Source organism: Gordonia sp. NB41Y (genome assembly GCF_030718915.1).
GTDB classification, from domain to species: Bacteria; Actinomycetota; Actinomycetes; order Mycobacteriales; family Mycobacteriaceae; genus Gordonia; species Gordonia desulfuricans.
On record NZ_CP132196.1, the window covers coordinates 4,660,881 to 4,683,644 of the forward strand.

The following is a 22,764-nucleotide window of genomic DNA, read 5'->3' on the forward strand; positions in this document are numbered from 1 at the left end:
GGTGTGGGATCTCCGGGATGTGGGCGCGCCGGCCCCGACCACTCACCGACGCGGAGGTGTCGGTGAGTGGCCGCCCGGCCGGCGCCGGGTGCGGTGCGGTGGTCGGCGTCAGGCCGGCACTGCACCGTTGCGGTTGGCCCGATAGGCCGCCATGTAGGCCTCGCGCTCGGCGTCGCCCATCTCGTTCAGCAGCACGTTGGGGCTGTTGAAGGTGATGCCGCGGATGTCGTCGAGCTTCCACATCTTGTCGGGATCCAGATTCAGGTGGGGCTGACCGATCAGCGTCTGTCCGTCGTCGCGGACATAGCCGAGATCGGTGATGACATCGGCGAGATCCTTGCCATGATGCAGGGTCTCCCATTCGCGGAAGCCGGTGAGCCGACCCATATTCGGCGTCTCACGACCCTCGTACTCGCCACGGAAGGCCAGCTTGTCGGTCCAGGCGCAGGTCTCCGAACAGTAGGTCCGCCACTGGCCGTCGACCTTGTCCATCACCGTGTCCTCGCGGATCAGGCACGGAACCATGCACGTCCAGCACCGGTGCGGGTACTCGTAGTCGACCTCCTCGAAGGCGATCGGCTTGTTACGACCCGGGTAGGCGAGGCGGTTGTAGGCCTCCCACCAGCGCCCGAACTTGTTGTACCAGCCGGGATACTTCTCCTCGAACCACTCGAAGTCGGCGTCGGTCATCGCGTCGATCCGCCAGTAGTTGACCGGCCAGCCGGTGGCGAAGAAGCGGGCCACCTCGTGGACGTAGTGCTTGTTGACGATCCGGTTCCAGGCCTCCTCGACCAGGTCGTGCGGGATGGTCAGGCCGTACTTCTCCAGTGGCAGAAGGTAACTGCGGTAGTAGTCGTCGTAGATCCAGCGACGCCACATCTCCGCATAGGACTCTCGGTCCTTGCGGCGGTCCTTGGTGCCGTACTCGATGAACGTGCCGATCGCGGCATCCACCACACAGTGGTTGTTCCACCAGGCGTAGCGCAGGTCGCGTTCGAGCAGCGGACGGTTGCGCTCGTCGGCGAGTGCCATGAGCAGGATCGAGTAGCCGTTGGAGATGTGGCGCGACTCGTCGGACTGTACCGAGTGGAACACCGTGGGCAGCAGGTAGTCGCCGTTGGCCGCGGCCTCGTCGGGCATCGCGACGAACAAGGTGTTGGTGAAGGCGGTCTCGGCGACGACGGTGAGATAGATGTTGGCCGCGGTGATCGCGTCACCGGTGATGAAACCCTCACCGAACTGCCGGCCGATGGTGCCCGCATAGTTGTTGGCGAAGGCCTTCTCGGTGATGTCGAAACCGGCCGGGTCGATGTAGTTGTTCATGTACAGCTTCTTGAGATTCATCTGGATCGTCGAGTGGCGGACCTCGTCGATCATCTGAACCGCAAGACCGTTGTGGATCTCCGGGTTGGGGACCGCGTCGATGGCCATCGGCATCGCACGGGCCGCCGAGATCTCCGGGAACGGGATGATCGACAGGAACAGCTTCTGCCATTCCAGCCACCGCTCCTGGACCTGCCGGAACATGTTGCCGCGGACCGCGCCGTCCATGGCACCGTACACACGGTTGTCCTTCTCCTCCTCCATCGGGAAGTAGGACCGCATGATCTGCTTGAGCGGGTCCTTCTTGGGGGCCTTCTCGAAGGTGTAATCGGTGCCGAACCGGGTGGCGGGGGTGGCGAAGGTGGGCTCCCACGACAACTCGGTGATCTTCGCATGGGCTTTGGTCAAGCTCTGCCTGCTCAATGTGCGCCTCCTCAGATGAAGCCGGCGGGACTGCCGACCGGGTGGACTTCAGGCGCATTCATACAATCGCGTGACGTGGCTCACATACGTCTCACTGTGAGACAACGGTGTTTGTCGGCGCCGACTCCATCGTCGCGTGCCGTGGACGGTCGGCCTCGCTGTGCGAGGACGGCCTGCTCAACCATCGTGTGGCTGTGGGTGATTGAGCCGATGAGGAGCGTAGCGACGAGTGCCGCGCACCAACTACGTCGATTGAGCCGGTGAGGAGCGGAGCGACGAGGCGTGTCGAAATCTCCGGCGGCTGATGTCGGGTGGTGGGCACAGGTCGGGGGTGGGTGCGTTCCGGCGTGACGTTGCAGAGGTTTCGACGGACGGTCGGCCTCGCTAGCAGTCCTCGCGATACCGTCTAGCCTCGGGCTTTCACGCTGATTCCGTGTCGTGAATGAAGAATGGTGCCCTGACCTGGGATGATTGGACTTACCACAGTTTCAATCGGACCAGTTCGAGGAGCACCATTCAGGTGAGTAAGTCTACGTCGTGGTACCCGTCGTTGTCTGTAGATGGTTCCCGAACCGGGGTGGTGTCGCACGCCGGGGCGACGGTCCTGCTGCGGGCGGCCGAGAAAACCGGTCTGAGCAGGCACTTGTCGACCGGGTTGACGCCGTGGCGCAAGCCTCTGGCCACTCACGATCCGGGCAAGATCCTGCTCGACCTCGCCGTCGCGGTCGCCTTGGGCGGCGACTGTCTGGCTGATATCAACCAGATCCGTGCCGACCCGGGCGTGTTCGGGCCGGTGGCCTCGGATCCGACGGTGTCGCGGCTGATCTCCACACTGGCCACCGAAGCACCGGCAGCCTTGTCGGCGATCAACTCCGCCCGCGCCGCCGCCCGGGCGCAGGCGTGGACCGCGGCCGGCACCGCAGCCCCCGACCACGACCGCGATGCGCGTCATCCGTTGATCATCGATCTCGACGCCACCTTGGTGACCGCACACTCCGACAAAGAACACGCCACCCCAAACTGGAAGAAAGGCTACGGATTTCACCCGCTGTGCGCGTTCGCCGACCACCAAGCCGCCGGCACCGGCGAACCCCTCGCAATCATGTTGCGGCCCGGTAATGCCGGGTCGAACACCGCTGCTGATCACATCGCCGTCGTCGAGCAGGCCCTGGTCCAGGTACCCGGCGTCGATGGCTATCGGATCGGCAAGACGGTGTTGATCCGTACCGATTCGGCTGGCGGTACCCACGAATTCCTGGAGTATCTGACCAGGCGGCGGTTGGCCTACTCGGTCGGGTTCGGACTCACCGAGGCCATCGCCGAGATCGTCGACCGACTACTACCCGAGGCGTGGACCCCGGCCTACGACGCCGACGGTGTCGAGCGTGACGGGGCGTGGGTCGCGGAACTGACGGGCATGCTGGACCTGTCGGGCTGGCCCGCCGGGATGCGGGTCATCGTCCGGAAAGAGACACCGCATCCGGGAGCGCAGTTGCGGTTCACCGACTGCAACGGGATGCGGCTGACCGCGTTCGCCACCAACACACCCCGCGGCCAGCTCGCCGAACTCGAACTACGCCACCGGCGGCGGGCCCGCTGTGAGGACCGCATCCGCACCGCCAAAGACTGCGGCCTGACGAACCTTCCGCTGCACGGTTTTGATCAGAACCGCATCTGGTGTGCCATCGTCGCGGTGGCGTGTGAGGTGATCGCCTGGACGCAGATGCTCGCCTTCGACACCACCCCCGCCCGACGGTGGGAACCCAAACGGATACGACTACAACTGTTTTCGATCGCTGCCCGCCTGACCCGTCACGCGCGGCGGACCCGACTCACACTCGCCGCCACCGCACCCCACCGGCAGCTACTGCTCGACGGACTCACCCGACTCGCAGCACTTCCCGACCCCGGCTGACCCCCGGCCAGCCTGACCCACCGACTGAAAGGACAACGCACTTCGGGGCCGTGAACCCCGACGCCCACCGACGCTCGGCCACCCACTCACGGCCCCGGTCCGGAATCCGGTCCTCAGACCACCACTCCGGGCCCGCTCAAACACCGGGCGACCCCCGACGAAACATCGAGGCTAGGGGAGTCGGTGCAGGATATAGATTTCCAGAGCGGTGGAGCCGAATGCGATGGCAATCGCGGTGAGCACCGCAGCGGGGGTTGAGCCGGTGAGGATGAGAAGAACGGTGACGGCGAATCCGATGGTCGCCAGGAGTGCGGCAAGGAGCGCATCCAGGGGGTCCCACCGTTGCCGCTTCTCCCACGGCGGGGTGTACGGCGGGTGCGCGTGGCGGCGCGACTTCGCCGGCAGTAGGCGACGCCGCGGTAGCGCGAACCGATGTGTTCGGTGTGGGGAAACGGTAGCCAGGGCTGGCCTCATCGAATCGCTCCGTGCCGCAGATCGTGGGTGTGGTGTCGGTGATCTCTGCCCAACTGGCCCGGGTCGCTGGTGGCCATCACAGTAGCCCACCAGTGATGCAATGGCGATGGTTCTGGCCAGGTGACCACCATGTCAAGAGTCGGGTCTTCGTGTCCAGTCATGCTGCCCTCCTTGGTATTTGACACGTGACTCGGCCATCAGAAGCAGGCACCCCTGTTTTAGCACTCGATGTGGCTGAGTGCTAGCGCACGGGGGATTGTGGTGCTATTTTGGTGTCGTACAGCGTGAGCTGCTCGTCAACGGGTGGCGGGCAGCCTGATGTTCAGGAGGTGAGTAGCTGTGCTTCGTTTTGATCCGTTCAACGATGTCGATGCTCTGGCTCGTGGATTGATGACCGGTGCTGTTGCCGGTACAGCGCGCACGCCACGATTCATGCCGTTGGATCTGTACAAGGTCGACGATCACTACATGTTGGTCGCTGATCTTCCTGGTGCGGATCCTGGTTCGATAGATGTGGCTGTCGATAATGGTGTGTTGACGTTGTCGCGGAACTTGTCAAGGGAGTTGAGTCCAGCAGGTGTTACGCGACTGTCATTTCAGCCTCCACAGCGGCCAGAGAATCCTCGGCCGGCTGATTGATCCACACTGCATCGGGCAGGGCCAGGATCTTCGGCAGCGCCGTGGTGCCGAAGCGGTGCGGGTACCGCACACGGGCCGCATCGAGCACCTGCCGGCGATCAGCGGCCTTGCCGGCCGCCAGACCGAAATGGACGTCGGCCGGGGTATGCAGCCCGATACCGCTGTGGCGATGCTCGTGGTTGTACCATTCGGCGAACTGCATCATGAATTCCCTTGCCGCACCGAGTGATCCGAACCGTTCCGGGAAACCGGGACCGTACTTGAGGGTCTTGAACACCGCCTCCGAATACGGGTTGTCGTTCGAGACCCGTGGCCGTGAATGCGATCGGGTGACCTCGAGGTCCGCGAGCAACGTCGCGACGGACTTGCTGGTCATCGACGTACCGCGGTCGGCGTGCACCACCTGCGGGATGCCGTGTACCGCAAAGATCTGTTCCATCAGTTCTCTTGCCAGTACACCTGATTCGTGCGCGTGAACGTGCACGCCGACGATGTAACGCGAGTAGATGTCGATCATCACGTACGCGTCGAAGTACTGGCCCTTCACCGGCCCGGCGAGTTTCGTGATGTCCCACGAGTACACCTGCCGGGGCGCGGTCGCGACCAGTTCGGGGCATGCCTTCGCTGGATGCCTGGCAACCCTGCGACGTTCGTTGACCTGGGCATTCTCACGCAGGATGCGGTACATCGTCGACACCGAGCACAGGTAGATGCCCTCGTCGAGTAGCTGGGCGTAGATCTCGAGCGGCGCCTGGTCGACGAACCGATCACTGTTGAGCACCTCGAGGATGCGCAGGCGTTCGAGTGCGGTGAGCTTGTTCGGCGGCTCGACTGCGGGTGTGGGTGTGGGCGTCGCCGGCGGTGTCGGTGCGGTCGCGGCAGTGCGGTGCCGGACCGCCGTTGAACGGACCACACCGGTCAACGCGCTGGCCGTTCTCGTCGACACCCCTGCCTCGGTCAATTCGTTCCACGCCGCTGTCAACGCGTGGTCGGCTTGTCGTCCGAGTCCGCTCTCTCGGAAAGTGATTCCAAGAGAGCGTGTGCTTTTCCCATGATATCCAGGGCAGCTTCGGTGGTGGTGAGCCGTTTGTTTGCCTGGGCGAGCTCCCGTGTGAGGCGGGCGATCTCGGCCTGTTCGGCGGTGAGCTTGCCGACCTTCGTGCCGGCGGGTTTGCCGGCGAGGACCCCGGCGTCGCGTTGCTTGCGCCACTCGCTGATCAACGACGAGTAGAGGCCTTCGCGTCGCAGGTAGGCCCCGCCGCGGCCGTCTTCGCATGCCTGCTCGTACGCGGCCAGGTGCGCGAGCTTGTCGGAGGGGCTGAACACGCGTCGGCGGCGGGGGCCGTCGGCTCGAGGGTGGGTGGAGACCATGTGGTCATTGTCCTCGACCGGAATGATGGTGGAGATCGTCATGGTGGGGTTGATCCGTATCTCGCCCTGCTGGCGGAGTTGCTGTGAAGTGCTGGACTCAACTCACCCTGGCATGCAGGGTCGGCGCAACGCAGTGTGCCTACTGATGAGGGGGTGCAATGGTTGACCAGTGAACGGTTTTCCGGCACCTATCGGCGGCAGTTGTCTCTCGGAGAGGGCATCGATGTGGCCGGTATTGCCGCCACCTATGACAATGGTGTCCTGAGTGTCACGATCCCGGTGGCAGAAAAGGCTAAACCGCGCAAGATTACGGTGGAGGCTACCGGCGGGCCTCAGGCTATTACCGGTGGGCCCCAAGATATTCCGAGTGAAGCATACTGACATCCCTGGTCGGTGGGGGCCGAGGACCGAGGAAGCCTCGGCCCCCATGGCACCGTCGCCGATTTCGTGACCGTGAGGAGGGTCAAGTCATGATCGCTACTGCGCTTCGGGAATCAGATCGACCGTTGGTCAACGATGCTGACTGGATCGATCAACAGATCGCGGTGGACCTATTCTCTGACTGGGATGACTATCCACGTACGCAGCGTCACCACCGGGGGTTCGGAACTGGCGGCGAGGTTTCCTCGCCGCCATAACATCTCCAGCGATAGCCTCTGCTGAGGAGTGGGTGCGTGGCAGGGTCATCGTTCTGATCGTTGAGGTCGAACAGTGGCTGGCCGGGTACCGTGAATCGACAGTAGCCAGCCCCCAAGTCGCTGATGGCGGTGGCAGTCGAAGAGCAACATCTCGCACACAATGCGATGCCGCGCACCACTCACCCCAACCCACCACCAATAACATGCGCAGATCGGGATGGTGTGCGAATGGGGCGAACTATTCGACAGAACTGGGAGTGTGGCAACGGGCACCCCCGGTTCGCGTAGGGGTCCTCGACAGCAATCTCTCCGGGTTGCTCTGGTGGCCGAGTAATTGTGGCCCCCAGGGCAACTCGGTGGTAATCGGTCGGTAGATGAGTTCGTGTTTGTAACGTGCTCTGAGAGTGTGGCTATTGCGTCTGCGTGGTGTGCGATCTGCTGTTCATGGTTAGTAGTGGTAGCGGGCCTGCAGGATGATCAAGTCTTCGCCGTCAACCAGGTAGACGAGCCGGTGTTCGTCAGTGATGCGCCGTGACCAGGCGCCTTGGGCTCCGTATTTGAGTGGTTCAGGTTTTCCGATCCCGGTGAATGCATCGCGCAAACACGCATCGATCAGGGTGTTGATGCGTTTGAGTAGTCGCCGGTCGGCAGTTTGCCAGTGAACGTAGTCTTCCCACGCGGACTGGTCCCAGACGAGACGCACTTAGGCGTCTAGGCGTCCTTGTCAGCTCGGTCCAGCTCATGGGCTTCGACCTCGCCCGCGGTAGCACGCGTGTAGGAGGCCAACAATCGACGCGCATTGGTCGGTGAGCGAAACAGGTAGGCCGTTTCCTGCCATGCGGCGTATTCGTCGGCCGACATCAACACTGCGTTACCCCTCCGGGAGACGATTTCGATCGCGTCGCGGTCATTATTGACTTGCTCTATCAGGGGGAACAGCAACTTCCGTGCTTCGCTGGCACTGATCGACATAACACCCTCCATCCACTAGTGGTACCGAAACATGGTACCACTAATCCTGGGGGCGACCACGAAGAGGCTTGTTCCCACTGGCCACCCATCATCACCGCGCCGACGTGGTAGCGGGCCGATCGCGCCACGCTGCATCAACCGGGGAAGATGCCGATGACACCGACTGTCAGGATCTTGTGGTGGATGGCTATCGTCACCTACCAACGGTGGAGCCACTGATAGATATGCGCCGCGACCAGCCCGATAGGACTGAGGCGATGCTCAGGGCCCTGTTTCCGGTTGCTTCCGTGACCACCGCGTACACGCCAGCCGGCACTCCGGGCTGGGCTGCACTCGAGATCAGCCGAACCGAGCCGCTCATTGAGCTCGCGATGGTGTGCACCAGCATTCGGCGTAGCGTAAGTCCATGAACGAGCCCGATGTGGAACGGCCTGCGCCTCAGACCAGTGTGCCCCCAGGCGAGGGGGCCTTGACCCCGGATCTTGGACACAGGGTGGGATTCATGCTGCGATGGATAGTGTAGCAGCGTAGCGGGTTTCGTAGTCGATAGGTGTGCTGTAGCCACACCAGGAGTGTCGGCGACGGGTGTTGTATCGCACGAGCCAGCCGAAGACTTCACGGCGACATGCGAGTTGGTCAGGCCAGTACCGCTCGTCCTGGAGACCTCGCGTTTGAGTGTGGCATTGAACGCCTCGGCCATCGCGTTGTCGGCACTTGTCCCTACCGACCCCATCGACTGGGTCACCGGCGAGATCGGCACACAGCCGGGCGTAGGCCTTGCTCGTGTACACCCAGCCATGATCAGAGTGGAAGATCGCCCCGGACAGGCTGCCCCTGGTCTGGCGGGCAGCGTGCAGGGCATCGGCGACGAGTTCGGTGCGCATGTGATCGGCCACCGCCCACCCGGCCAACCTCCGCGAGTGACAGTCGATCACTGTGGCCAGGTACAGGTTGGTGCCATCAGCGAGTGGCAGATAGGTGATATCTCCGACGTACACCTGATGGGGAGCCGCTGCGGTGAAGTTCCGTGTGACCAGGTCAGGTACTTTCTGATCGGCGGGTTCGGGGATCGTTGTCACCACCCGCCGCCGCCGTCGGTAGCCGGCGATGCCGCGTTCACGCATGACCCTGGCTACCCGTTTGTGGTTGACCCGGTCCGCCGGAGGCGCCCCATCGTTGAGTTCAGCGGTGATCCGCGGCACCCCGCAAGTGTTGTCACCATCATGAATCTGTCGAATACGTTGTGCCAGAACATCATCAGCGTCGGCTCGGGCTGTCCGAGTCGAGGCAGCCTTGCGCCAGGCATAGAACGACGAACACGCGAGGTCGACGAGTTCGCATAGCCACTTCACCGGGTAGGTGTCGAGGTGGTCGGCGACGAACTCCACAGCGACTCACCAGTTCGTCTCCGGCCGCGAAATACTTCGCTGCCGCACGCAAGATCTCCCGTTCGGTGGTCAGTTTATGCTTCTCGCTGCGCAATGCCGCGTTCTCGGCCTCCAACCGTGCGACCTTGGCCTCGATGCTCTCCTCGCCGACCACACCGGCCACGCCGGCGGCGTCCGGTCGGGCCTTGAGAGGACTGGGCGCGTTGCTGCCATCGGCAGCAGTCTTGCGACCGGTGCCGTAACGGTCTAGCCAGTTCCGCAGGGTGCCCCGCTCGACACCGAGATCAGCCGCGACACTGCCGACCGTGGCACCCGGGGTCGACTCGTACAAGTCCACCGCGTCCTTACGGAACTGCTCTGAATAGTGTTTTGCGAGCCATACCTCGATCATCTCGCTTCCTCCCGCCGACTGGCGGGATTCAACGTGTCCAAGGTTCAGGGTCAGGTCCCACCTCACCGGTCCCTACCTCCACGACCTTGGGGCAGTCATCGCCGTCGCCCTACACCACACCGACCACACCAGCCGCCACGCCGCGACATAGCCCGGATCGCACACACAGGAGCCCCCCAGCGCCATGAGTACTCGAATCGACATCGACGCCATGACCAGCGAAATCACCTACTACCCCACCGCATCCGCCGCGAACAAACACCTCAGCGACACCGACTACACAACCGGCGCGGTACTCGCCATCGAAAACCCCTACACCGGCGATCGCCTGGCACTGACCGGAAACCCCGACCGAATGCGCTACCTCCTCACACTCGCCCTCGGATTCATCGAGGCCGCACCCGAAACCACGCCCACCCAATAGGAGAACCCGACATGGCCACCCGCCCGGTCCTGGGTCACCCCATCCCACTAACCCCCAGCGACCCGCCGCAAGAACCCGTTTACCAGCTCCTACACCCACCCATCCCCATCCGCCGCGACCCCGCCGAACACGCCCGCCTCAACACCCCCGCACCCCACGAGATCACAGGGTGGCTGGACAGACTCACCGGCGACTACAGCTAGCGCGAGGACGTCCTGCTCAACCACCGATTGTTGTTGATTGAGCCGGTGAGGAGCGGAGCGACGAGGCGTGTCGAAATCTCCGGCGGCTGAGGTCGGGTGGTGGGCAGCTCGGGGGTGGGGTGCGTCCTGCTCAACCATCGGTTGTGGCTGGTTGAGCCGGTGAGGAGCGGAGCGACGAGGCGTGTCGAAACCTGCGTCGGCCGAGGTCGGGTGGTGGCCACCTCGGAGGTGAGCGGGTTCCGGCGTGACGTGGCAGAGGTTTCGACGGTCGGTCGGCCTCGCTGCGCGAGGTCGTCCTGCTCAACCAACGATCAGCGTGCCCGGTAGACCGCAGTCTCGAAGTCGAGGGCGGCGGTCATCGCCGTGTGATCGGCGAAGGGGAACAGCTGGGTGGCCCAGAATCCGGCGACGTCCGACGTCCGGTCCAGCCAGAAGTACAGATTTGCCAGGCCGGCCCAGCCGAGGGAACCGGCGCGGCGGCCGGTCGGGGCGTCGTCGGTGTTGGTCATCGCGATCAGACCCCACCCCTTGCGGTGGCCGGGGAAGAACTCGACCGGATTGGTCAGCCGCGGATTGACGCCGGGCAGAGCGGTGACCTGCAGGTCGCCGAGCTGATCGCGGGTGGCCTCGGCGACCATCTGCGCCGACAACACCTGCTCACCGGAATCCGTCCGACCGTCGTTGAGCCACATCCGCAGGAAACGCAGGTAGTCCGCGGCCGTCGAGTAGGCGCCCTGACCGCCCATGTCCAGCTCGGGCGCGTCCGGCCGCGACGGGGCGCGTAGTGCCTTGGGCGCACCGTCGGGGGTGCGGGCGTGCAGCGTTGCGGCCCGGTCGAGCAACCGCTCGTCGCGGGCGAATGTGGTGTCGTGCATGCCCAATGGCTCGAACAGGCGCTCGCGCATGACCTCACCGAGCCGGCGGCCGGTGACCGCCTCGATCACCAGGCCGGCCCAGTCGATGTTCATGCCGTACTCCCACCGCGTACCCGGATCGAACAGCAGTGGTGTCTGCAGGGATTCGAGTGTGGCGGTGGCGATGTCGGGAAGGCTGCGGGCACGCACCACCGCGGCGAGATCGGCGTCGAAGAAGTCGTAGCCGAAACCGGCTGTGTGCGTGAGCAGACGGCGGAGGGTGACCGGCGACGACGGCTCGTGGAGTCGGACGGTCCCATCGTCGTCGACGCCGTCGAGCACACCGATCCCGCCGAGCCGGGGCTCGTACTCGGCGGCGGGAGCGTCGAGGTCGAGCACGCCGTCGTCGACGAGTTGCAGGGCGAGGGTGGAGGTCAGTGGCTTGGTGGTCGAGAACAGCGCCAGAACGGCGTCGGCGGCAAGGGTTTCGGACTCGCCGACCAGTCGGGGACCGGTCGCCTCGAGTCCGATGGTGGCCGCCGAGGTGGTCACACCGGCCACCACTCCGGGCAGGTCGTCGGAGTGGAGGATGCCCCGGATGTCGATCGTCGGTGTGCTCATCGGTGTCAGCCTGCCAGTTCCTTGACGAAGGTGCCCAAGCGGTCGATCGCATCCTCCAGATCGGCCGTCGATGCCGCATAGGAGAGGCGGACGTGATCGGCGGCGGTGTCGACGCCGAAATCCTTGCCCGGGGTGAGCACGACATGGGCCTCGGTGAGGGCACGGTCGCAGAACTGTCCCGAGTCCAGCCCCGTCGACGAGATGTCGACGTAGACATAGAACGCTCCGTCGGGTTCCACCGGCACCCGCAGCCCGATCCGTTCGAGTCCGTCGAGGACGAGCCGACGGCGGTTGGCGAACTCCCGACGGCGGTCCTCGCTGACTGCCAGCGACTCCGGGGTGAAGCAGGCGAGTGCCGCCAACTGCGCCGGGGTGGGCGGGCAGACGTAGAAGTTCTGTGCCAGCCGCTCGGCCACCTCGACCACGTCCTCCGGCAGGATGGCCCAGCCCAGACGCCAGCCGGTGAGACCGAAGTACTTCGAGAAGCTGTTGATCACAACGGTATTCGCGTGTACGCCACGATCGTCGGTGGACAGGACGCTACGCGGCGGATGGCCGTCGGCGCCCGGATCGGCCAAACCGAGGTAGATCTCGTCGACGATGGTCCACCCACCGCGGCCGGCGATCGCCCTGCACATCTCCACGAGATCGGCGAGCGAGGCCGACGTCCCCGTCGGATTCGACGGCGATGCGATGATCGCGCCCCGGATGGAGTCCGTCCAGGCCTCCTCGACCAGTGCAGGCGACAACTGGAACCGTGTCGCCGGTGTCGTCGGCACCAGCGTCACCTCGGCGCCGAAGCTCTCGGCGAACTGCCGATTGCACGGATACGACGGGTCGCCGATGAGTACCCCGTCACCCGGATCGACGAGTGCGGCGCAGGCGAGCAGCAACGCCGCCGACGCACCGGAGGTGACCGCGACCTGGGCCGGGGTGACCCGCGCGCCGAAGTGCGCTGCGTAGAACTCCGCGATCGCCGCCCGCAGTTCGGGGGTTCCGAGTGCGTCGGTGTAGGTCAGTGGACGGCCGTCGGTGAGCTCGCGGGCGGCCTCCAGAAATGCCGGGGGAGCACCGAAGTCGGGTTCGCCGATGTTGAGCCGGATGACGTGATGGCCCTGCGCCTCGAGCTCGCCGGCCTTCTTGGCGAACTCCATCGCATAGAACGGGGCCACCCGCTGCGCGCGTCGGGAGATCTGCATGGGCTCATTGTGCGCCCATGCAGACCCCCGTCCGGCCCCGGGTCAGGGCACCCAGTTGAAGGTGTCGGGGTCGGGTCCGCGGCGCTTGTCCTTGTTGAGCGCGTCGATCGCGGCGATCTGCTCGGCCGACAACTCGAAGTCGAACAGGGCGAAGTTCTCCTCGACGCGGGAGCGGGTCACCGACTTCGGGAAGACGATGTCGCCGCGCTGGATGTGCCAGCGCAAGGTCACCTGCGCGGTGGATCGGCCCACCTCGGCGGCGATACGCTCCAGCACCGGATCATCGAGGACGTCGCCCTGCGCGATCGGCGACCACGCCTCGGTCGCGATCTGATGCTGCGCGTCGAAGGCACGCAACGGTGCCTGGGTCAGATACGGATGGACCTCGATCTGGTTGACCGCGGGGACCACGTCGGTCTCGGCGAAAAGCCGCTCGAGATGGGCGGCCTGGAAGTTCGAGACACCGATCGCGCGGGCCTTGCCGTCGGCATAGACCTTCTCCAGCGCCTTCCAGGTCTGTACGAAGTCGCCGACACCGGGCATCGGCCAGTGGATCAGATACAGGTCGACGGCGTCGACGCCGAGCCGTTCGAGACTGCGATCGGTCTCGGCGAGAGCGGCGTCGTAGTCGTGGAAGCTGTTGTTGAGCTTGGTGGTGATGAACACCTCGTCACGCGAGATACCCGACTTCGCGAGGGCTTCGCCGACCTGGCGTTCGTTGCCGTACATCTGTGCGGTGTCGATGTGGCGATAGCCGATCTCCAGCGCGGTGAGCGTGGCCTCGGCGGTGTCCTCCGGGGTGATCTGGAAGACCCCGAAGCCGAGCTGAGGGATCTCGACGCCGTTGTTGAGCGTGATGGACGGGACTGTCATGGAAGACCTCTCGTACGAAGTGGGTGTGCGCACACCGGATGTGCCCGTGCGCGTGGGGTGGTGATGCCGTCGGTGGTGACGGGCCCGGATCAGGGGATGACGACGAGTTTGCCGCGTGGGTGGCGTGCCGACAGATCGGCGATCGCCTGTGCGGCATCATCGAGCGGATAGGTGCGTGCCACCTCGATCACGAGGGAACCGTCGGCGGCTGCGGCCAGCAGGTCGTCGATGGCGTCGAGGCGGTGCTGCAGGCTCTGCCCACCGCCGCCGGAGACCAGCACGATGCCGTCGTCGGCCCGGCCGAAGGCGGCGATGCTGACGATCCGGGAACGGTCGGGAACCAGTTGCAACGACACGTCGATCGCCTCGTCGGAACCGACGGTGTCGATCGCGGCGGTCACCGGACCGGGGGTGACCTCCCGGATCCGGTCGGCGAGGCCGGCGCCGTAGGCCACCGGGATGGCACCGAGGGACTTCAGGTACTCGTGGTTGCGCGGCGAGGCGGTCGCGATGACGGTTGCCCCGGCGCGTGTCGCCAGTTGCACCGCGACCACACCCACGGCTCCGGCACCGCCGTGGACGACGACCACGTCGCCGGCGGTGATCCCGGCGGTGGCCAGGGTGTCGGCGGCGGTGGCCCCGGCCAGCAGCAGTCCGGCGGCGATCTCGGGGGACACCTCTGCGGGTCGGCGTCGCAGCCGGGACGCGTCGACGATCACATGGTCGGCGAGGGCTCCGGTGGTGGGGTAGACCACCACCTCGTCGCCGACGCCGAAGTCGGCGACCTCGTCACCGATCGCTTCGACGGTGCCGGCGAGTTCATAGCCGGGGTGTAGTGGCAGTGTGGATTCGTCGGTCCCCATGAATCCGCGAACGACCTTGGCGTCCACCGGGTTGAGTCCGACGGCACGGACTTTCACCCGGACCTGGTCGTCTTGCGGGGAGGGGAGTTCGGCGGTGATCAGATCGATCACCTCGGTCGGCTCGCCGTATCCGAGCGCGACGGCCTGGCGTGCGATCACGGCGGAGGGTTCGACATCGAGCGGGTTCTCTTCGGAAATGCTCATGACCGGTTCAATGGCGGCGCGACCGCTCGATATTCCGATTCCGCGAGATCTGCGCGGGCCGGATCGCAAGACCCGGGCCCGGTGTCCGACGGGGGCGGTTCGTCGGTACAGGTGTGGGCGGTCGGGGAGTGCATCCGCCCGGCAATCGGACTAGAGTCCGGATGTGGGCCGGTGCCTTCGCCGGCGCAGCGCGACACCCCGACACCCACCGAAGCCTGGAGCCGGTCACCGTGACAACCCTCGTCGACATCCGCTCGACCGACACCTTCGACGATCCCGGTGCAGCGGATCCCCGTGCAGTGGTCGTCTGCCTGCACGGATTCGGTTCCCACGAGCACGACCTCGCACCTCTCGCGGCACTGATCGCCCCGGCTCTGCAGTGGGCGTCGCTGCGTGGTCCGCGGACCCTGCAGCCCGGGTCGTACGCCTGGTTCCCGATCGAGACACCCGGCGTACCCGACCCGGCCAAGGTCGCCGCGGCCACCGAACTGATCTGGGAGTGGATCGACGCGACGCTCCCCGCGGGCACACCGATCGTGGCGGTCGGGTTCTCCCAGGGCGGACTGATGGCCACCCAGTTGTTGCGCACCCGCCCCGACCGCATCGCGGCCACGGTGATCCTGGGCGGATTCGTCCAGGGCGGTGAGTTCCCCGGAGACGAGCAGCTCGCCCGGACCCGGCCGCCGGTGTTCTGGGGGCGGGGCCGCGAGGACACGGTGATCGCCCCGGTGGCGATCGAGCGGACCATCGACTGGCTGCCCGGCCACTCCACCCTCGAGGTCCGCATCTATCCGGGTCTGGCGCACGGCGTCAACCAGGCCGAGATCGACGATGTGCGAGCATTCCTGGCCGCCGCGACCGAGGGAGCCGGCGGGACGGTCTGAGTTCGGTGCAGGCGCCCGGTCAGCGCCGGAACCAGGCCTGTTCGGCTCCGGCGAGGGCCTTCTCCAGTCGCAGTCGCGTGGTCTCGGCGAGCGGCTCGGGCAGCGCATCGGGTGCGAACCACTGCACCGCGGTGTTCTCGTCGTCGGCGACGCGCGGCTCGCCGTCGAGGTGGCGGGCCAGGAAGCAGACGTCGAGGTACTGGGTCTGATCCCGGTTGGGGTAGGTGATCATCGGGGTGACGTCGACGCTGGTGAGGCGGACGACCTCGGCGCGCACACCGGTCTCCTCGCCGATCTCGCGGACGATGGCGCGGGCCGGTTCCTCGCCGGGTTCGAGCACTCCGGAGACCACCGCCCACTCGTCGGTGTCGGCACGGCGGGTCAGCAACACACGGCCGGCGTCGTCGACGACCACTCCGCTGACCCCCGACAACCACAGCGGTGCATGGCCCACATGGGTGCGGAGGTCGCGGATGAACTCGGGGATCGGCATGACCGACATCTTGCCCGGACCCGGCGTGCCCGGCCCGGCGGGGCGGGCGCATGGCAAGATCACCGTCGGAGATCACGGCGATGCGGACACGACAGGAGTGATGACGGTGCGAGGCCTCGGAATCTGGGTGGTCATGGTGGCGATCGGCCTGCTCGGCGTGGTGTGGGCGGTGGTCGACGTGGTCAACCGCGGGTGGGGGGACGTTCCCGGCAGCACCTGGCTGTGCGCGATCCTCGGCGTCATCCTGGCGATCTTCGCGCTCTACCGGGAGTTCGGCGGTCAGCCGCTGATCACCGTCGATCACGAGAACATCGCCCAGGAGTACGAGGAGCAGAAGCGGCAGTCGCAGCAGGCCCGCGACGCCGAGTAGGGGACACCTGGTCGCGCAGATTCGCACTCGCGTTCGACGTTTTGTCGGTGGGCGGTGCTTCACTGAGTTCATCCCAGAACGGATGACCGTGCAGCCCGTGCGCGGCGACCACTCAGGAGGTCCCGATGTCCACATCCGACCACTTCCCGAACCCGAACGACCCCGGCCGAGACCGTCGTCGAGCAGAGAATCCCGACCCGGCCCGTCCGGGGATCGACTGGACGGCGATGCGCGACTGGCTGACCGAGTCGGTGTCGGGGATGCCACGCGGGGCGGTCCTCGACCTCGGCCCCGCCGGTCACGACGACACCCATCACGACCAGGCCCCGGTCGAGCCGGACGCCGTGGTCGAGCCGGATGCTGTGGCCGGGGCCGATCCCGGTGACGACGTGCCGTGCGCTCAGATCATGGTCTTGCGCGACGGTTCGCTGCTGGTCCGGTTGTCGACGACGCTGATGGAGATCCCCTCGGTCGCGGGCTATGTGGTGCCGCGGGGCCTGCTCGACCGGTGGAACTACGAGGACCGGTTCCGGGACTGCACCCACGGATACATGGTGACCCGGTCGGTCGACTGTGCCGCCGACGTCTGCATCACCTGGTTCCGCGACCGACGGGGCATCGTCAGTCCGGGGGAGCTGGGATGTACCTACACCGTCACGACGTGGCTACCCCGGGCGAGTTGAGGGAACCGGCGATGCGATGCGTCGGGGTAACCCCTGATCTTTCCCCCAGAACCCGCTCTGACCAGTGCAATCGGGGTGCCAGGCGGGCATGGTGGGGGCATGAACACATCAACTGAACCCACCAACCGCACCGCCTTCGGCTTCTGGAAGGTCCTCGCGATCATCGCGGTGGCGCTCATCGCGCTCGCCATGCTCGGCCCGATCATCAAGGGACTGATCTGGATCGGCTTCATCGGGCTCGCGGTCTACGGCGCCATCGCCCTGTACCGCATCTCCCGCTCGGGCAACGGCCCGAAGCCGCCCGCCACCTTCTGAACCGGGCCGGCCGATGCCCGACGGCACCGGCCGACCCGGATCAGCGGAGTGGAGGTCATCGCATGGAGCTCACCGGGTTGCGGTCGGCAGAGCGGATCAGCGCCGTGCGACCTCGGGGTCCGGCCGATCGGCACCCCGGTCGCCGGTGACGCGATCGCCGGTGACGCGATCGCCGACTGCGGGGGTGTCGGCCACCAGCTCGGCGGGAGCCTCTCCGGAGGCCTCGGCGGCCACGGCCGCGAGCTCGGCGCCCAGCGATTCGTGCGGCAGCCGGGCGTCGACCGGCTCGGGACTGCTGTTGCGGCCGCCGGTGAACAACGACGCCACCGCGCCGATCACACAGCAGATCAGGGCGAAGGTGAACGCGGCCGAGAGGCCGTCGGCGAACGGATCGCTGATCAGATGCGGGAAGAACTCCAGGCCGGTGAGGTGATCGACGCTCGCCTGCGGCAGACCCTGCAGCGCCTGGCCACCGACCTCCTTGATCGGGTTGTAGCCGAGGAATGCGGCGAACAGGATACCGACGGTCGGCAGACTCGAGATCCCGTCGGCTGCCTGCGCGGGCATACCGCCGGCGGTCAGGCCCTCGAACATCGCCGAGGGGAGATGTTCACTCAGACCGGCGATCATCAGCGAGAAGAACAGGCCGATGGACAGCACCATCGCGGCGTTCTGGAAGGTCGTCATCATGCCTGCACCGGAACCGCGGGAGGTCACCGGGAGACTGTTCATCACCTCGGCACGGTTCGGCGAGGCGAACAGACCCATCCCGATACCGTTGATCAGCAGGATCAGCGCGAACACCCAGTAGGTGAAGTCCACCGGGATCGCGATCAGCGCGCCGAAGGTGCCCGCGGTGATCAGCATGCCGATCGTGGTGAACCACTTGGTGCCGAGACGGTCGGAGAGCGCGCCCGAGACCGGTGCACTGATCAGGAAGCCGATCGTCATCGGGACCATGTAGATGCCGGCCCACAGCGGTGTCTTGGTGTAGTCGTAGCCGTGCTGCGGCAGCCAGATGCCCTGCAGCCAGATGATCAGGATGAACTGCAGACCGCCACGGCCGATGGAGGCCATCAGGTTGGCGAGGTTGCCGAAGGCGAACGAGCGGTTGCCGAACAACGACAGCTCGAACAGCGGGCTGGCCACCTTGGTCTCGATGACGACGAAGGCGCCCAGCACGATCGCACCACCGATCAGTGCGGCGAGCACCCACGGGTTGGTCCAGCCCATGTCGGAGTCACCGTAGGGCTGGATGCCGTAGGTGATGCCCACCAGGATCGCGACCAGCCCGACGGCGAAGGTCAGGTTGCCCCACCAGTCCATCTTGGCGCGGCGGCGCACCCCGGTGTCGCGCAGCTTCAGGTACGCCCAGACGGTGCCGACGATGCCGAACGGCACCGACACCAGGAAGATGTAGTGCCATTGGATCGGTGCGAGGACACCGCCGATGATCAGGCCGAGGAATGATCCGGCGATCGCGGCCACGCCGTTGATACCCATCGCGAGACCCCGCTGGTTGGCCGGGAAGGCGTCGGTGAGGATCGCCGACGAGTTCGCCATCAGGAACGCGCCGCCGATGCCCTGGATCACGCGCCAGAAGATCAGCCAGATGGCCGCCTCACTGCCGTCGAACCAGGTGATCGCCAGCAGGATCGACGACACGGTGAAGATCGCGAAACCCATGTTGTACATGCGAGCACGGCCGAACATGTCGCCGAGCCGACCGAAGCTCACCACCAGTACCGCGGTGACCACCAGGAAACCCATCATCATCCACAGCAGGTAGCTGGTGTTGCCGGGATCGAGGGGGTTGACGCCGATGCCCTTGAAGATGTCGGGCAGCGCGATCAGCACGATCGACGAGTTGATCGTGGCGATCAGCATGCCGAGCGTCGTGTTCGAGAGGGCGATCCACTTGTAGTGGGGCCCCAGATCGTCGGCGGTGGTGCCGACGGCCGGGGAGGCGGCGGTCATGTGGTGTCTCCTGAGATCGCGGGTGGTCGGGAAGCGGGCTGTTCGGATCTGTGCGGGATCAGGTGCCGGCGGTCAGTTCTCGGGGATCGGCTCGGTCTCGGGATCGGCCAGGGTGTCGGCGAGGGCGCGCAGACCGGTCTGCAGGTTCGTCCGGGTGACGGGGTCGAGCTGGTCGAGGGCGGTGGTGAGCACCTGGGCCTTGTGCGACCTGGCCTCACGCAGGTAGTCGCGGCCGAGGTCGGTCGCGACCAGCAGCCGGGCGCGTCCGTCGTCGGGATCGGGTGTGCGCTCGACGTAGCCGTGCTGTTCGAGGGTGCCGACCACGCGAGACATGGTCGGCATGCTCACGCCCTCACGGTCGCTGAGGTCCGACAGCCGCAACGGACCGTGGGCGAGGATCGTCCACAACGCCGACGACAGGCCCGCGGTCAGGCCGCCGCGGCCGGCGGTGCGCAGTGCGCGGGTGATCCGCACCAGGTCGTGATACAGCACCACGACGTCCGGGGTGTCGGACGCCGGCGAGGTGCTCGCGGAGGCGGTCGGTTGGGGCATGGGGATCTCGATCCGTCGAAGGGAACGGATGAGATATTAGTTGCTTGTAGCTAAGTAAACGAACCGTAAAGGGCTGGTCAGTGGCCTGCCGAAGCCGGTCGCCTCGTGTCGCACCCACCGATCCGGACACACGCGTAGGGTCGAGGCATCTGGTGTCGAACTGGAGGTCAACATGCTCGGACTGGGTTTTCTCGGCTGGATCATCATCGGCGGTCTCGCCGGCTGGATCGGAAGCAAGATCATGAAGACCGACGACCAGATGGGGGTGTTGCTCAACATCGTGGTCGGCGTCGTCGGCGGTCTCATCGGCGGCTGGCTGCTGAGTCTGTTCGGCGTGGACGTCAAGGGCGGCGGGCTGATCTTCAGCTTCGTCACCTGCCTGGCCGGCTCGTGCATCCTGCTGTGGATCGTCGGCCTGGTCAGAGGTCGCACCAAGGCCTGATCCGAACGGTCCGCGGCATGACTGTGGTTGTGTCGCGGGCATTCTCGGCACCGGGGTTCTCGTCGGCGGCAGGCCCTCGTAGGCTGTGGTTTCGCGGCGAGCCACCGTGCACGCCGAATCCGCGTGAAGCCGAGTTCTCGTGAAACCGATCTCTTGATGAAACCGATCGTCGGTGAACGCGGGTGACCGGGAACGGCCTCGTGAAACCTGGAATGGAGTGGAGGAACGCATGTCTCGCGTGGTGATCATCGGCGGGCACGGAAAGATCGCCCTACGGCTGGAGAAGATCCTCGCCGATCGTGGTGACGAGGTGACGGCGGTGATCCGCAACGAGGCGCACGCCGGCGACGTCGCCGCCACCGGCGCGAAACCCGTTGTCGCCGATGTCGAGACACTCGACGTCGCGGGTCTGGCATCGGTCCTCGCCGGACATGACGCGGTGGTGTGGTCGGCCGGTGCGGGTGGCGGCAACCCCGCACGGACCTACGCCGTCGACCGCGATGCCGCGATCGCGTCGATGGCGGCCGCCGCCTCGGCCGGGGTCGATCGGTACGTGATGGTGTCGTACTTCGGGGCCGGACCCGGTCACGGTGTCCCCGAGGACAACTCGTTCTATCCATATGCGCAGGCCAAGGCCGCCGCCGATGCCCGGCTGGCCCAGACGTCGCTGCAGTGGACCATCCTGGGGCCCGGCCGGCTCACCGACACCGCCGGGTCGGGCCGCATCGCCGTCGGCGTCGACAAAGGTGAGGTGAGCCGCGACAACGTCGCGCTGGTGGCCGCTGCGGTCCTCGCCGATCCGACGACCATCGGCCGGACCATCGAGTTCAACGACGGTGACGTGCCGATCACCGAGGCGCTGAGCGCGGACTCTCGGTGAACCTGACGAGGCGGCTGGGCGAGATCGTGGGGACCGCACATGTCCTGACCGATCCGGACGCCACCGCCGGTTATCTCACCGACTGGATGGGCCGCTACACCGGCCATGCCGACGCGGTGGTGCGCCCACGCACCACCGACGAGGTCGCCGCAGTGGTGACCCTGTGTGCCGCCGAGGGGGTGCGGATCTGTGTGCAGGGCGGCAACACCGGCCTCGTCGGCGGGTCCGTGCCGCCGTCACATGCCGACGGGTCGCGGCCGACCATCCTGCTCAGCACCGCACGGATGACCGACGTCGACGAGATCGACATCGTCGGACAGAGTGTGGGTGTGCAGGCCGGGGCGAGCGTCGCCACGATCGACACCGCGGCAGGCCGCGCAGGGCTGATGTTCGGGGTGGACCTCGCCTCCCGGGAATCGGCGACCGCCGGCGGGGTGGTGGCCACCAATGCCGGTGGGGTGCGGATGATCCGCCACGGCAACACCCGGAGCCAGGTGCTCGGCATCGAGGCGGTACTCGCCGACGGCCGGATTCTGCGTCGCTGGTCACCGCTGGTGAAAGACAATGTGGGCTACGACATCCCGGGGTTGCTTGCGGGCAGCGAGGGCACCCTGGCGGTGATCACCGGGGTGCTGTTGCGGCTGGTGCGCCCGGCCACCGGCGCGGAGGTCGCGGTGATCGCCCTGCGCGCCGTCGACGACGCCACCGCCCTGATCGGCGCCGCCCGCGATGCCGGGCTGACGATCGAGGCCGCCGAACTGATGACCGACGCCGGTGTCACCCTGGTCCATGAACACGGGGTGCGGCGCCCCGTCGCCACGGCCGCACCGTTCTACCTGTTGCTCGAGGTGTCGGGGACCGGCGGTGTGCAGGACGTACTCCTCGGCGTGCTCGAGACCGCCGACGGCGTACTCGACGCGGTGGTCGAACCCGGGCCGGGCCGCGCGCTGTGGGAGGTACGCGAACGCCACACCGAGTCGATCTCGCGCTCGACCGCCACACCGGTCGTCAAACTCGATGTCTCGGTGCCGATCCATGCCCTCGGTGACGCCGTTGCCGACCTCGAGGCACTCGCCGGTTCCCGCGATCATCGGTGTCGTCCGATCCTGTTCGGCCACGTCGGGGACGGCAACATCCACGTCAACCTGCTCGACGTGCCACCCGACGACGCCGACGGCCTCACCGAGGCGGTGTTCGCGGTCATCGCCGGGCACGGCGGGAGCATCAGCGCCGAGCACGGTATCGGCCGTGCCAAGTCGGCGTGGACCCACCTCGGTCGATCGGCGGTGGACCTGGCCACGATGCGGGCGATCAAGGATGCGCTGGACCCGCAGGGTCTGCTCAATCCCGGAGTGCTGTTCGGCTGACCGTGCTGTTCGACTGACCGTGCTGC

At 66.2% G+C, this 22,764-nt stretch carries 21 protein-coding genes and 3 pseudogenes; 11 read left to right on the forward strand and 13 right to left on the reverse strand.

The genetic code is table 11. The features are described 5' to 3' along the window. Positions 1-108 precede the first annotated feature (108 nt). Complete coding sequence (locus Q9K23_RS20115) at positions 109-1,746, reverse strand: aromatic/alkene/methane monooxygenase hydroxylase/oxygenase subunit alpha (RefSeq protein WP_053777165.1); 1,638 nt, start codon at positions 1,744-1,746, stop codon at positions 109-111. 520 nt (positions 1,747-2,266) lie between these two features. Here Q9K23_RS20115 and Q9K23_RS20120 point away from each other — a divergent pair. Continuing rightward, positions 2,267-3,661 (forward strand): IS1380 family transposase, encoded by a 1,395-nt coding sequence (locus tag Q9K23_RS20120; protein ID WP_305950257.1) that lies wholly within the window; start codon positions 2,267-2,269, stop codon positions 3,659-3,661. A gap of 171 nt (positions 3,662-3,832) precedes the next feature. Here Q9K23_RS20120 and Q9K23_RS20125 read toward each other — a convergent pair whose 3' ends face one another. Further along, positions 3,833-4,135, reverse strand: coding sequence for a hypothetical protein (locus tag Q9K23_RS20125; protein WP_020794390.1), 303 nt, complete (start codon positions 4,133-4,135; stop codon positions 3,833-3,835). 339 nt (positions 4,136-4,474) lie between these two features. On the opposite strand from Q9K23_RS20125, the pseudogene Q9K23_RS20130 reads away from it, so the two are divergent. After that, a pseudogene (locus Q9K23_RS20130) lies at positions 4,475-4,681 on the forward strand (Hsp20/alpha crystallin family protein); the annotation flags it as partial. Between the two features lie 34 nt (positions 4,682-4,715). Here Q9K23_RS20130 and Q9K23_RS20135 read toward each other — a convergent pair. Beyond that, positions 4,716-6,187, reverse strand: a protein-coding gene (locus Q9K23_RS20135) for an IS3 family transposase (RefSeq protein WP_305950258.1) whose coding sequence is annotated in 2 segments (ribosomal slippage) — positions 4,716-5,818 and positions 5,818-6,187 — 1,473 coding nt in all. Because the reading frame shifts where the segments join, the coding sequence is not laid out codon by codon here. 78 nt (positions 6,188-6,265) lie between these two features. On the opposite strand from Q9K23_RS20135, the pseudogene Q9K23_RS20140 reads away from it, so the two are divergent. Next, positions 6,266-6,526 (forward strand): annotated as a pseudogene (locus Q9K23_RS20140) (Hsp20/alpha crystallin family protein); the annotation flags it as partial. Positions 6,527-7,231: 705 nt separating this feature from the next. Here the strand turns inward: Q9K23_RS20140 and Q9K23_RS20145 are convergent. From Q9K23_RS20145 to Q9K23_RS20155, 3 genes and pseudogenes are all read right to left on the reverse strand, one after another. Next, positions 7,232-7,486, reverse strand: a complete 255-nt coding sequence (locus Q9K23_RS20145) for a Txe/YoeB family addiction module toxin (protein WP_020791966.1) — start codon at positions 7,484-7,486, stop codon at positions 7,232-7,234. A gap of 8 nt (positions 7,487-7,494) precedes the next feature. Further along, positions 7,495-7,755 carry a type II toxin-antitoxin system prevent-host-death family antitoxin gene (locus tag Q9K23_RS20150; protein WP_053778889.1) on the reverse strand — a complete coding sequence of 87 codons (261 nt, stop codon included), beginning with the start codon at positions 7,753-7,755 and terminating at the stop codon, positions 7,495-7,497. Between the two features lie 500 nt (positions 7,756-8,255). Further along, a pseudogene (locus tag Q9K23_RS20155) lies at positions 8,256-9,534 on the reverse strand (IS3 family transposase). A 184-nt stretch (positions 9,535-9,718) separates the two neighbouring features. On the opposite strand from Q9K23_RS20155, the gene Q9K23_RS20160 reads away from it, so the two are divergent. Continuing rightward, positions 9,719-9,958, forward strand: coding sequence for a hypothetical protein (locus Q9K23_RS20160; RefSeq protein WP_020791965.1), 240 nt, complete (start codon positions 9,719-9,721; stop codon positions 9,956-9,958). Positions 9,959-10,472: 514 nt separating this feature from the next. On the opposite strand, the gene Q9K23_RS20165 is transcribed toward Q9K23_RS20160, so the two are convergent. The 4 genes from Q9K23_RS20165 to Q9K23_RS20180 all read right to left on the reverse strand — a co-directional run bounded on the left by Q9K23_RS20165 (position 10,473) and on the right by Q9K23_RS20180 (position 14,775). Then, entirely contained in the window at positions 10,473-11,636 is a 1,164-nt protein-coding gene (locus Q9K23_RS20165; RefSeq protein ID WP_053778137.1) for a serine hydrolase domain-containing protein, read from the reverse strand. A gap of 5 nt (positions 11,637-11,641) precedes the next feature. Beyond that, complete coding sequence (locus Q9K23_RS20170) at positions 11,642-12,835, reverse strand: aminotransferase class I/II-fold pyridoxal phosphate-dependent enzyme (RefSeq protein WP_020791568.1); 1,194 nt, start codon at positions 12,833-12,835, stop codon at positions 11,642-11,644. A 42-nt stretch (positions 12,836-12,877) separates the two neighbouring features. Next, positions 12,878-13,708, reverse strand: a complete 831-nt coding sequence (locus Q9K23_RS20175; protein ID WP_020791569.1) for an aldo/keto reductase — start codon at positions 13,706-13,708, stop codon at positions 12,878-12,880. A gap of 89 nt (positions 13,709-13,797) precedes the next feature. Beyond that, complete coding sequence (locus Q9K23_RS20180; RefSeq protein ID WP_053778136.1) at positions 13,798-14,775, reverse strand: NADP-dependent oxidoreductase; 978 nt, start codon at positions 14,773-14,775, stop codon at positions 13,798-13,800. A 230-nt stretch (positions 14,776-15,005) separates the two neighbouring features. Here Q9K23_RS20180 and Q9K23_RS20185 point away from each other — a divergent pair, with 230 nt between their 5' ends. Beyond that, positions 15,006-15,659, forward strand: a complete 654-nt coding sequence (locus tag Q9K23_RS20185; protein WP_020792439.1) for an alpha/beta fold hydrolase — start codon at positions 15,006-15,008, stop codon at positions 15,657-15,659. A 19-nt stretch (positions 15,660-15,678) separates the two neighbouring features. Here the strand turns inward: Q9K23_RS20185 and Q9K23_RS20190 are convergent, their stop codons facing one another. Next, positions 15,679-16,152, reverse strand: coding sequence for an NUDIX domain-containing protein (locus Q9K23_RS20190; protein WP_020792437.1), 474 nt, complete (start codon positions 16,150-16,152; stop codon positions 15,679-15,681). Here Q9K23_RS20190 and Q9K23_RS20195 point away from each other — a divergent pair. From Q9K23_RS20195 to Q9K23_RS20205, 3 genes are all read left to right on the forward strand, one after another. After that, positions 16,151-16,522, forward strand: coding sequence for a hypothetical protein (locus Q9K23_RS20195; RefSeq protein ID WP_020792442.1), 372 nt, complete (start codon positions 16,151-16,153; stop codon positions 16,520-16,522). The genes Q9K23_RS20190 and Q9K23_RS20195 overlap by 2 nt on opposite strands. 125 nt (positions 16,523-16,647) lie before the next feature. Further along, a complete protein-coding gene (locus Q9K23_RS20200) occupies positions 16,648-17,205 on the forward strand; it encodes a hypothetical protein (protein WP_020792443.1) in 558 nt (185 codons plus the stop codon). Positions 17,206-17,304: 99 nt separating this feature from the next. Beyond that, on the forward strand, positions 17,305-17,520 hold the full coding sequence (locus tag Q9K23_RS20205; RefSeq protein ID WP_053778134.1) for a hypothetical protein: 216 nt from the start codon (positions 17,305-17,307) through the stop codon (positions 17,518-17,520). A 96-nt stretch (positions 17,521-17,616) separates the two neighbouring features. Here the strand turns inward: Q9K23_RS20205 and Q9K23_RS20210 are convergent, their stop codons facing one another. Continuing rightward, complete coding sequence (locus tag Q9K23_RS20210) at positions 17,617-19,497, reverse strand: MFS transporter (protein WP_053778133.1); 1,881 nt, start codon at positions 19,495-19,497, stop codon at positions 17,617-17,619. Positions 19,498-19,569: 72 nt separating this feature from the next. Further along, a complete protein-coding gene (locus tag Q9K23_RS20215) occupies positions 19,570-20,049 on the reverse strand; it encodes a MarR family transcriptional regulator (protein WP_020791179.1) in 480 nt (159 codons plus the stop codon). 172 nt (positions 20,050-20,221) lie between these two features. Between Q9K23_RS20215 and Q9K23_RS20220 the strand changes: the two genes are divergently transcribed. The 3 genes from Q9K23_RS20220 to Q9K23_RS20230 all read left to right on the forward strand — a co-directional run bounded on the left by Q9K23_RS20220 (position 20,222) and on the right by Q9K23_RS20230 (position 22,738). Further along, positions 20,222-20,491, forward strand: a complete 270-nt coding sequence (locus tag Q9K23_RS20220) for a GlsB/YeaQ/YmgE family stress response membrane protein (RefSeq protein WP_020791178.1) — start codon at positions 20,222-20,224, stop codon at positions 20,489-20,491. Between the two features lie 229 nt (positions 20,492-20,720). Beyond that, positions 20,721-21,371, forward strand: coding sequence for an NAD(P)H-binding protein (locus Q9K23_RS20225; protein ID WP_053778143.1), 651 nt, complete (start codon positions 20,721-20,723; stop codon positions 21,369-21,371). After that, complete coding sequence (locus Q9K23_RS20230) at positions 21,368-22,738, forward strand: FAD-binding oxidoreductase (RefSeq protein WP_053778132.1); 1,371 nt, start codon at positions 21,368-21,370, stop codon at positions 22,736-22,738. The genes Q9K23_RS20225 and Q9K23_RS20230 overlap by 4 nt, the downstream gene beginning before the upstream one ends. The last annotated feature ends 26 nt before the right edge of the window (positions 22,739-22,764 follow it).

Bases quoted from the DNA above. Each gene is read 5' to 3' on its own strand.
- Q9K23_RS20125 (WP_020794390.1), bottom strand. From the start codon at position 4,135: ATGAGGCCAGCCCTGGCTACCGTTTCCCCACACCGAACACATCGGTTC.
- Q9K23_RS20150 (WP_053778889.1), bottom strand. From the start codon at position 7,755: ATGTCGATCAGTGCCAGCGAAGCACGGAAGTTGCTGTTCCCCCTGATA.
- Q9K23_RS20160 (WP_020791965.1), top strand. From the start codon at position 9,719: ATGAGTACTCGAATCGACATCGACGCCATGACCAGCGAAATCACCTAC.
- Q9K23_RS20165 (WP_053778137.1), bottom strand. From the start codon at position 11,636: ATGAGCACACCGACGATCGACATCCGGGGCATCCTCCACTCCGACGAC.
- Q9K23_RS20170 (WP_020791568.1), bottom strand. From the start codon at position 12,835: ATGCAGATCTCCCGACGCGCGCAGCGGGTGGCCCCGTTCTATGCGATG.
- Q9K23_RS20175 (WP_020791569.1), bottom strand. From the start codon at position 13,708: ATGACAGTCCCGTCCATCACGCTCAACAACGGCGTCGAGATCCCTCAG.
- Q9K23_RS20180 (WP_053778136.1), bottom strand. From the start codon at position 14,775: ATGAGCATTTCCGAAGAGAACCCGCTCGATGTCGAACCCTCCGCCGTG.
- Q9K23_RS20195 (WP_020792442.1), top strand. From the start codon at position 16,151: ATGACCGACATCTTGCCCGGACCCGGCGTGCCCGGCCCGGCGGGGCGG.
- Q9K23_RS20190 (WP_020792437.1), bottom strand. From the start codon at position 16,152: ATGCCGATCCCCGAGTTCATCCGCGACCTCCGCACCCATGTGGGCCAT.
- Q9K23_RS20200 (WP_020792443.1), top strand. From the start codon at position 16,648: ATGTCCACATCCGACCACTTCCCGAACCCGAACGACCCCGGCCGAGAC.
- Q9K23_RS20205 (WP_053778134.1), top strand. From the start codon at position 17,305: ATGAACACATCAACTGAACCCACCAACCGCACCGCCTTCGGCTTCTGG.
- Q9K23_RS20210 (WP_053778133.1), bottom strand. From the start codon at position 19,497: ATGACCGCCGCCTCCCCGGCCGTCGGCACCACCGCCGACGATCTGGGG.
- Q9K23_RS20215 (WP_020791179.1), bottom strand. From the start codon at position 20,049: ATGCCCCAACCGACCGCCTCCGCGAGCACCTCGCCGGCGTCCGACACC.
- Q9K23_RS20220 (WP_020791178.1), top strand. From the start codon at position 20,222: ATGCTCGGACTGGGTTTTCTCGGCTGGATCATCATCGGCGGTCTCGCC.
- Q9K23_RS20225 (WP_053778143.1), top strand. From the start codon at position 20,721: ATGTCTCGCGTGGTGATCATCGGCGGGCACGGAAAGATCGCCCTACGG.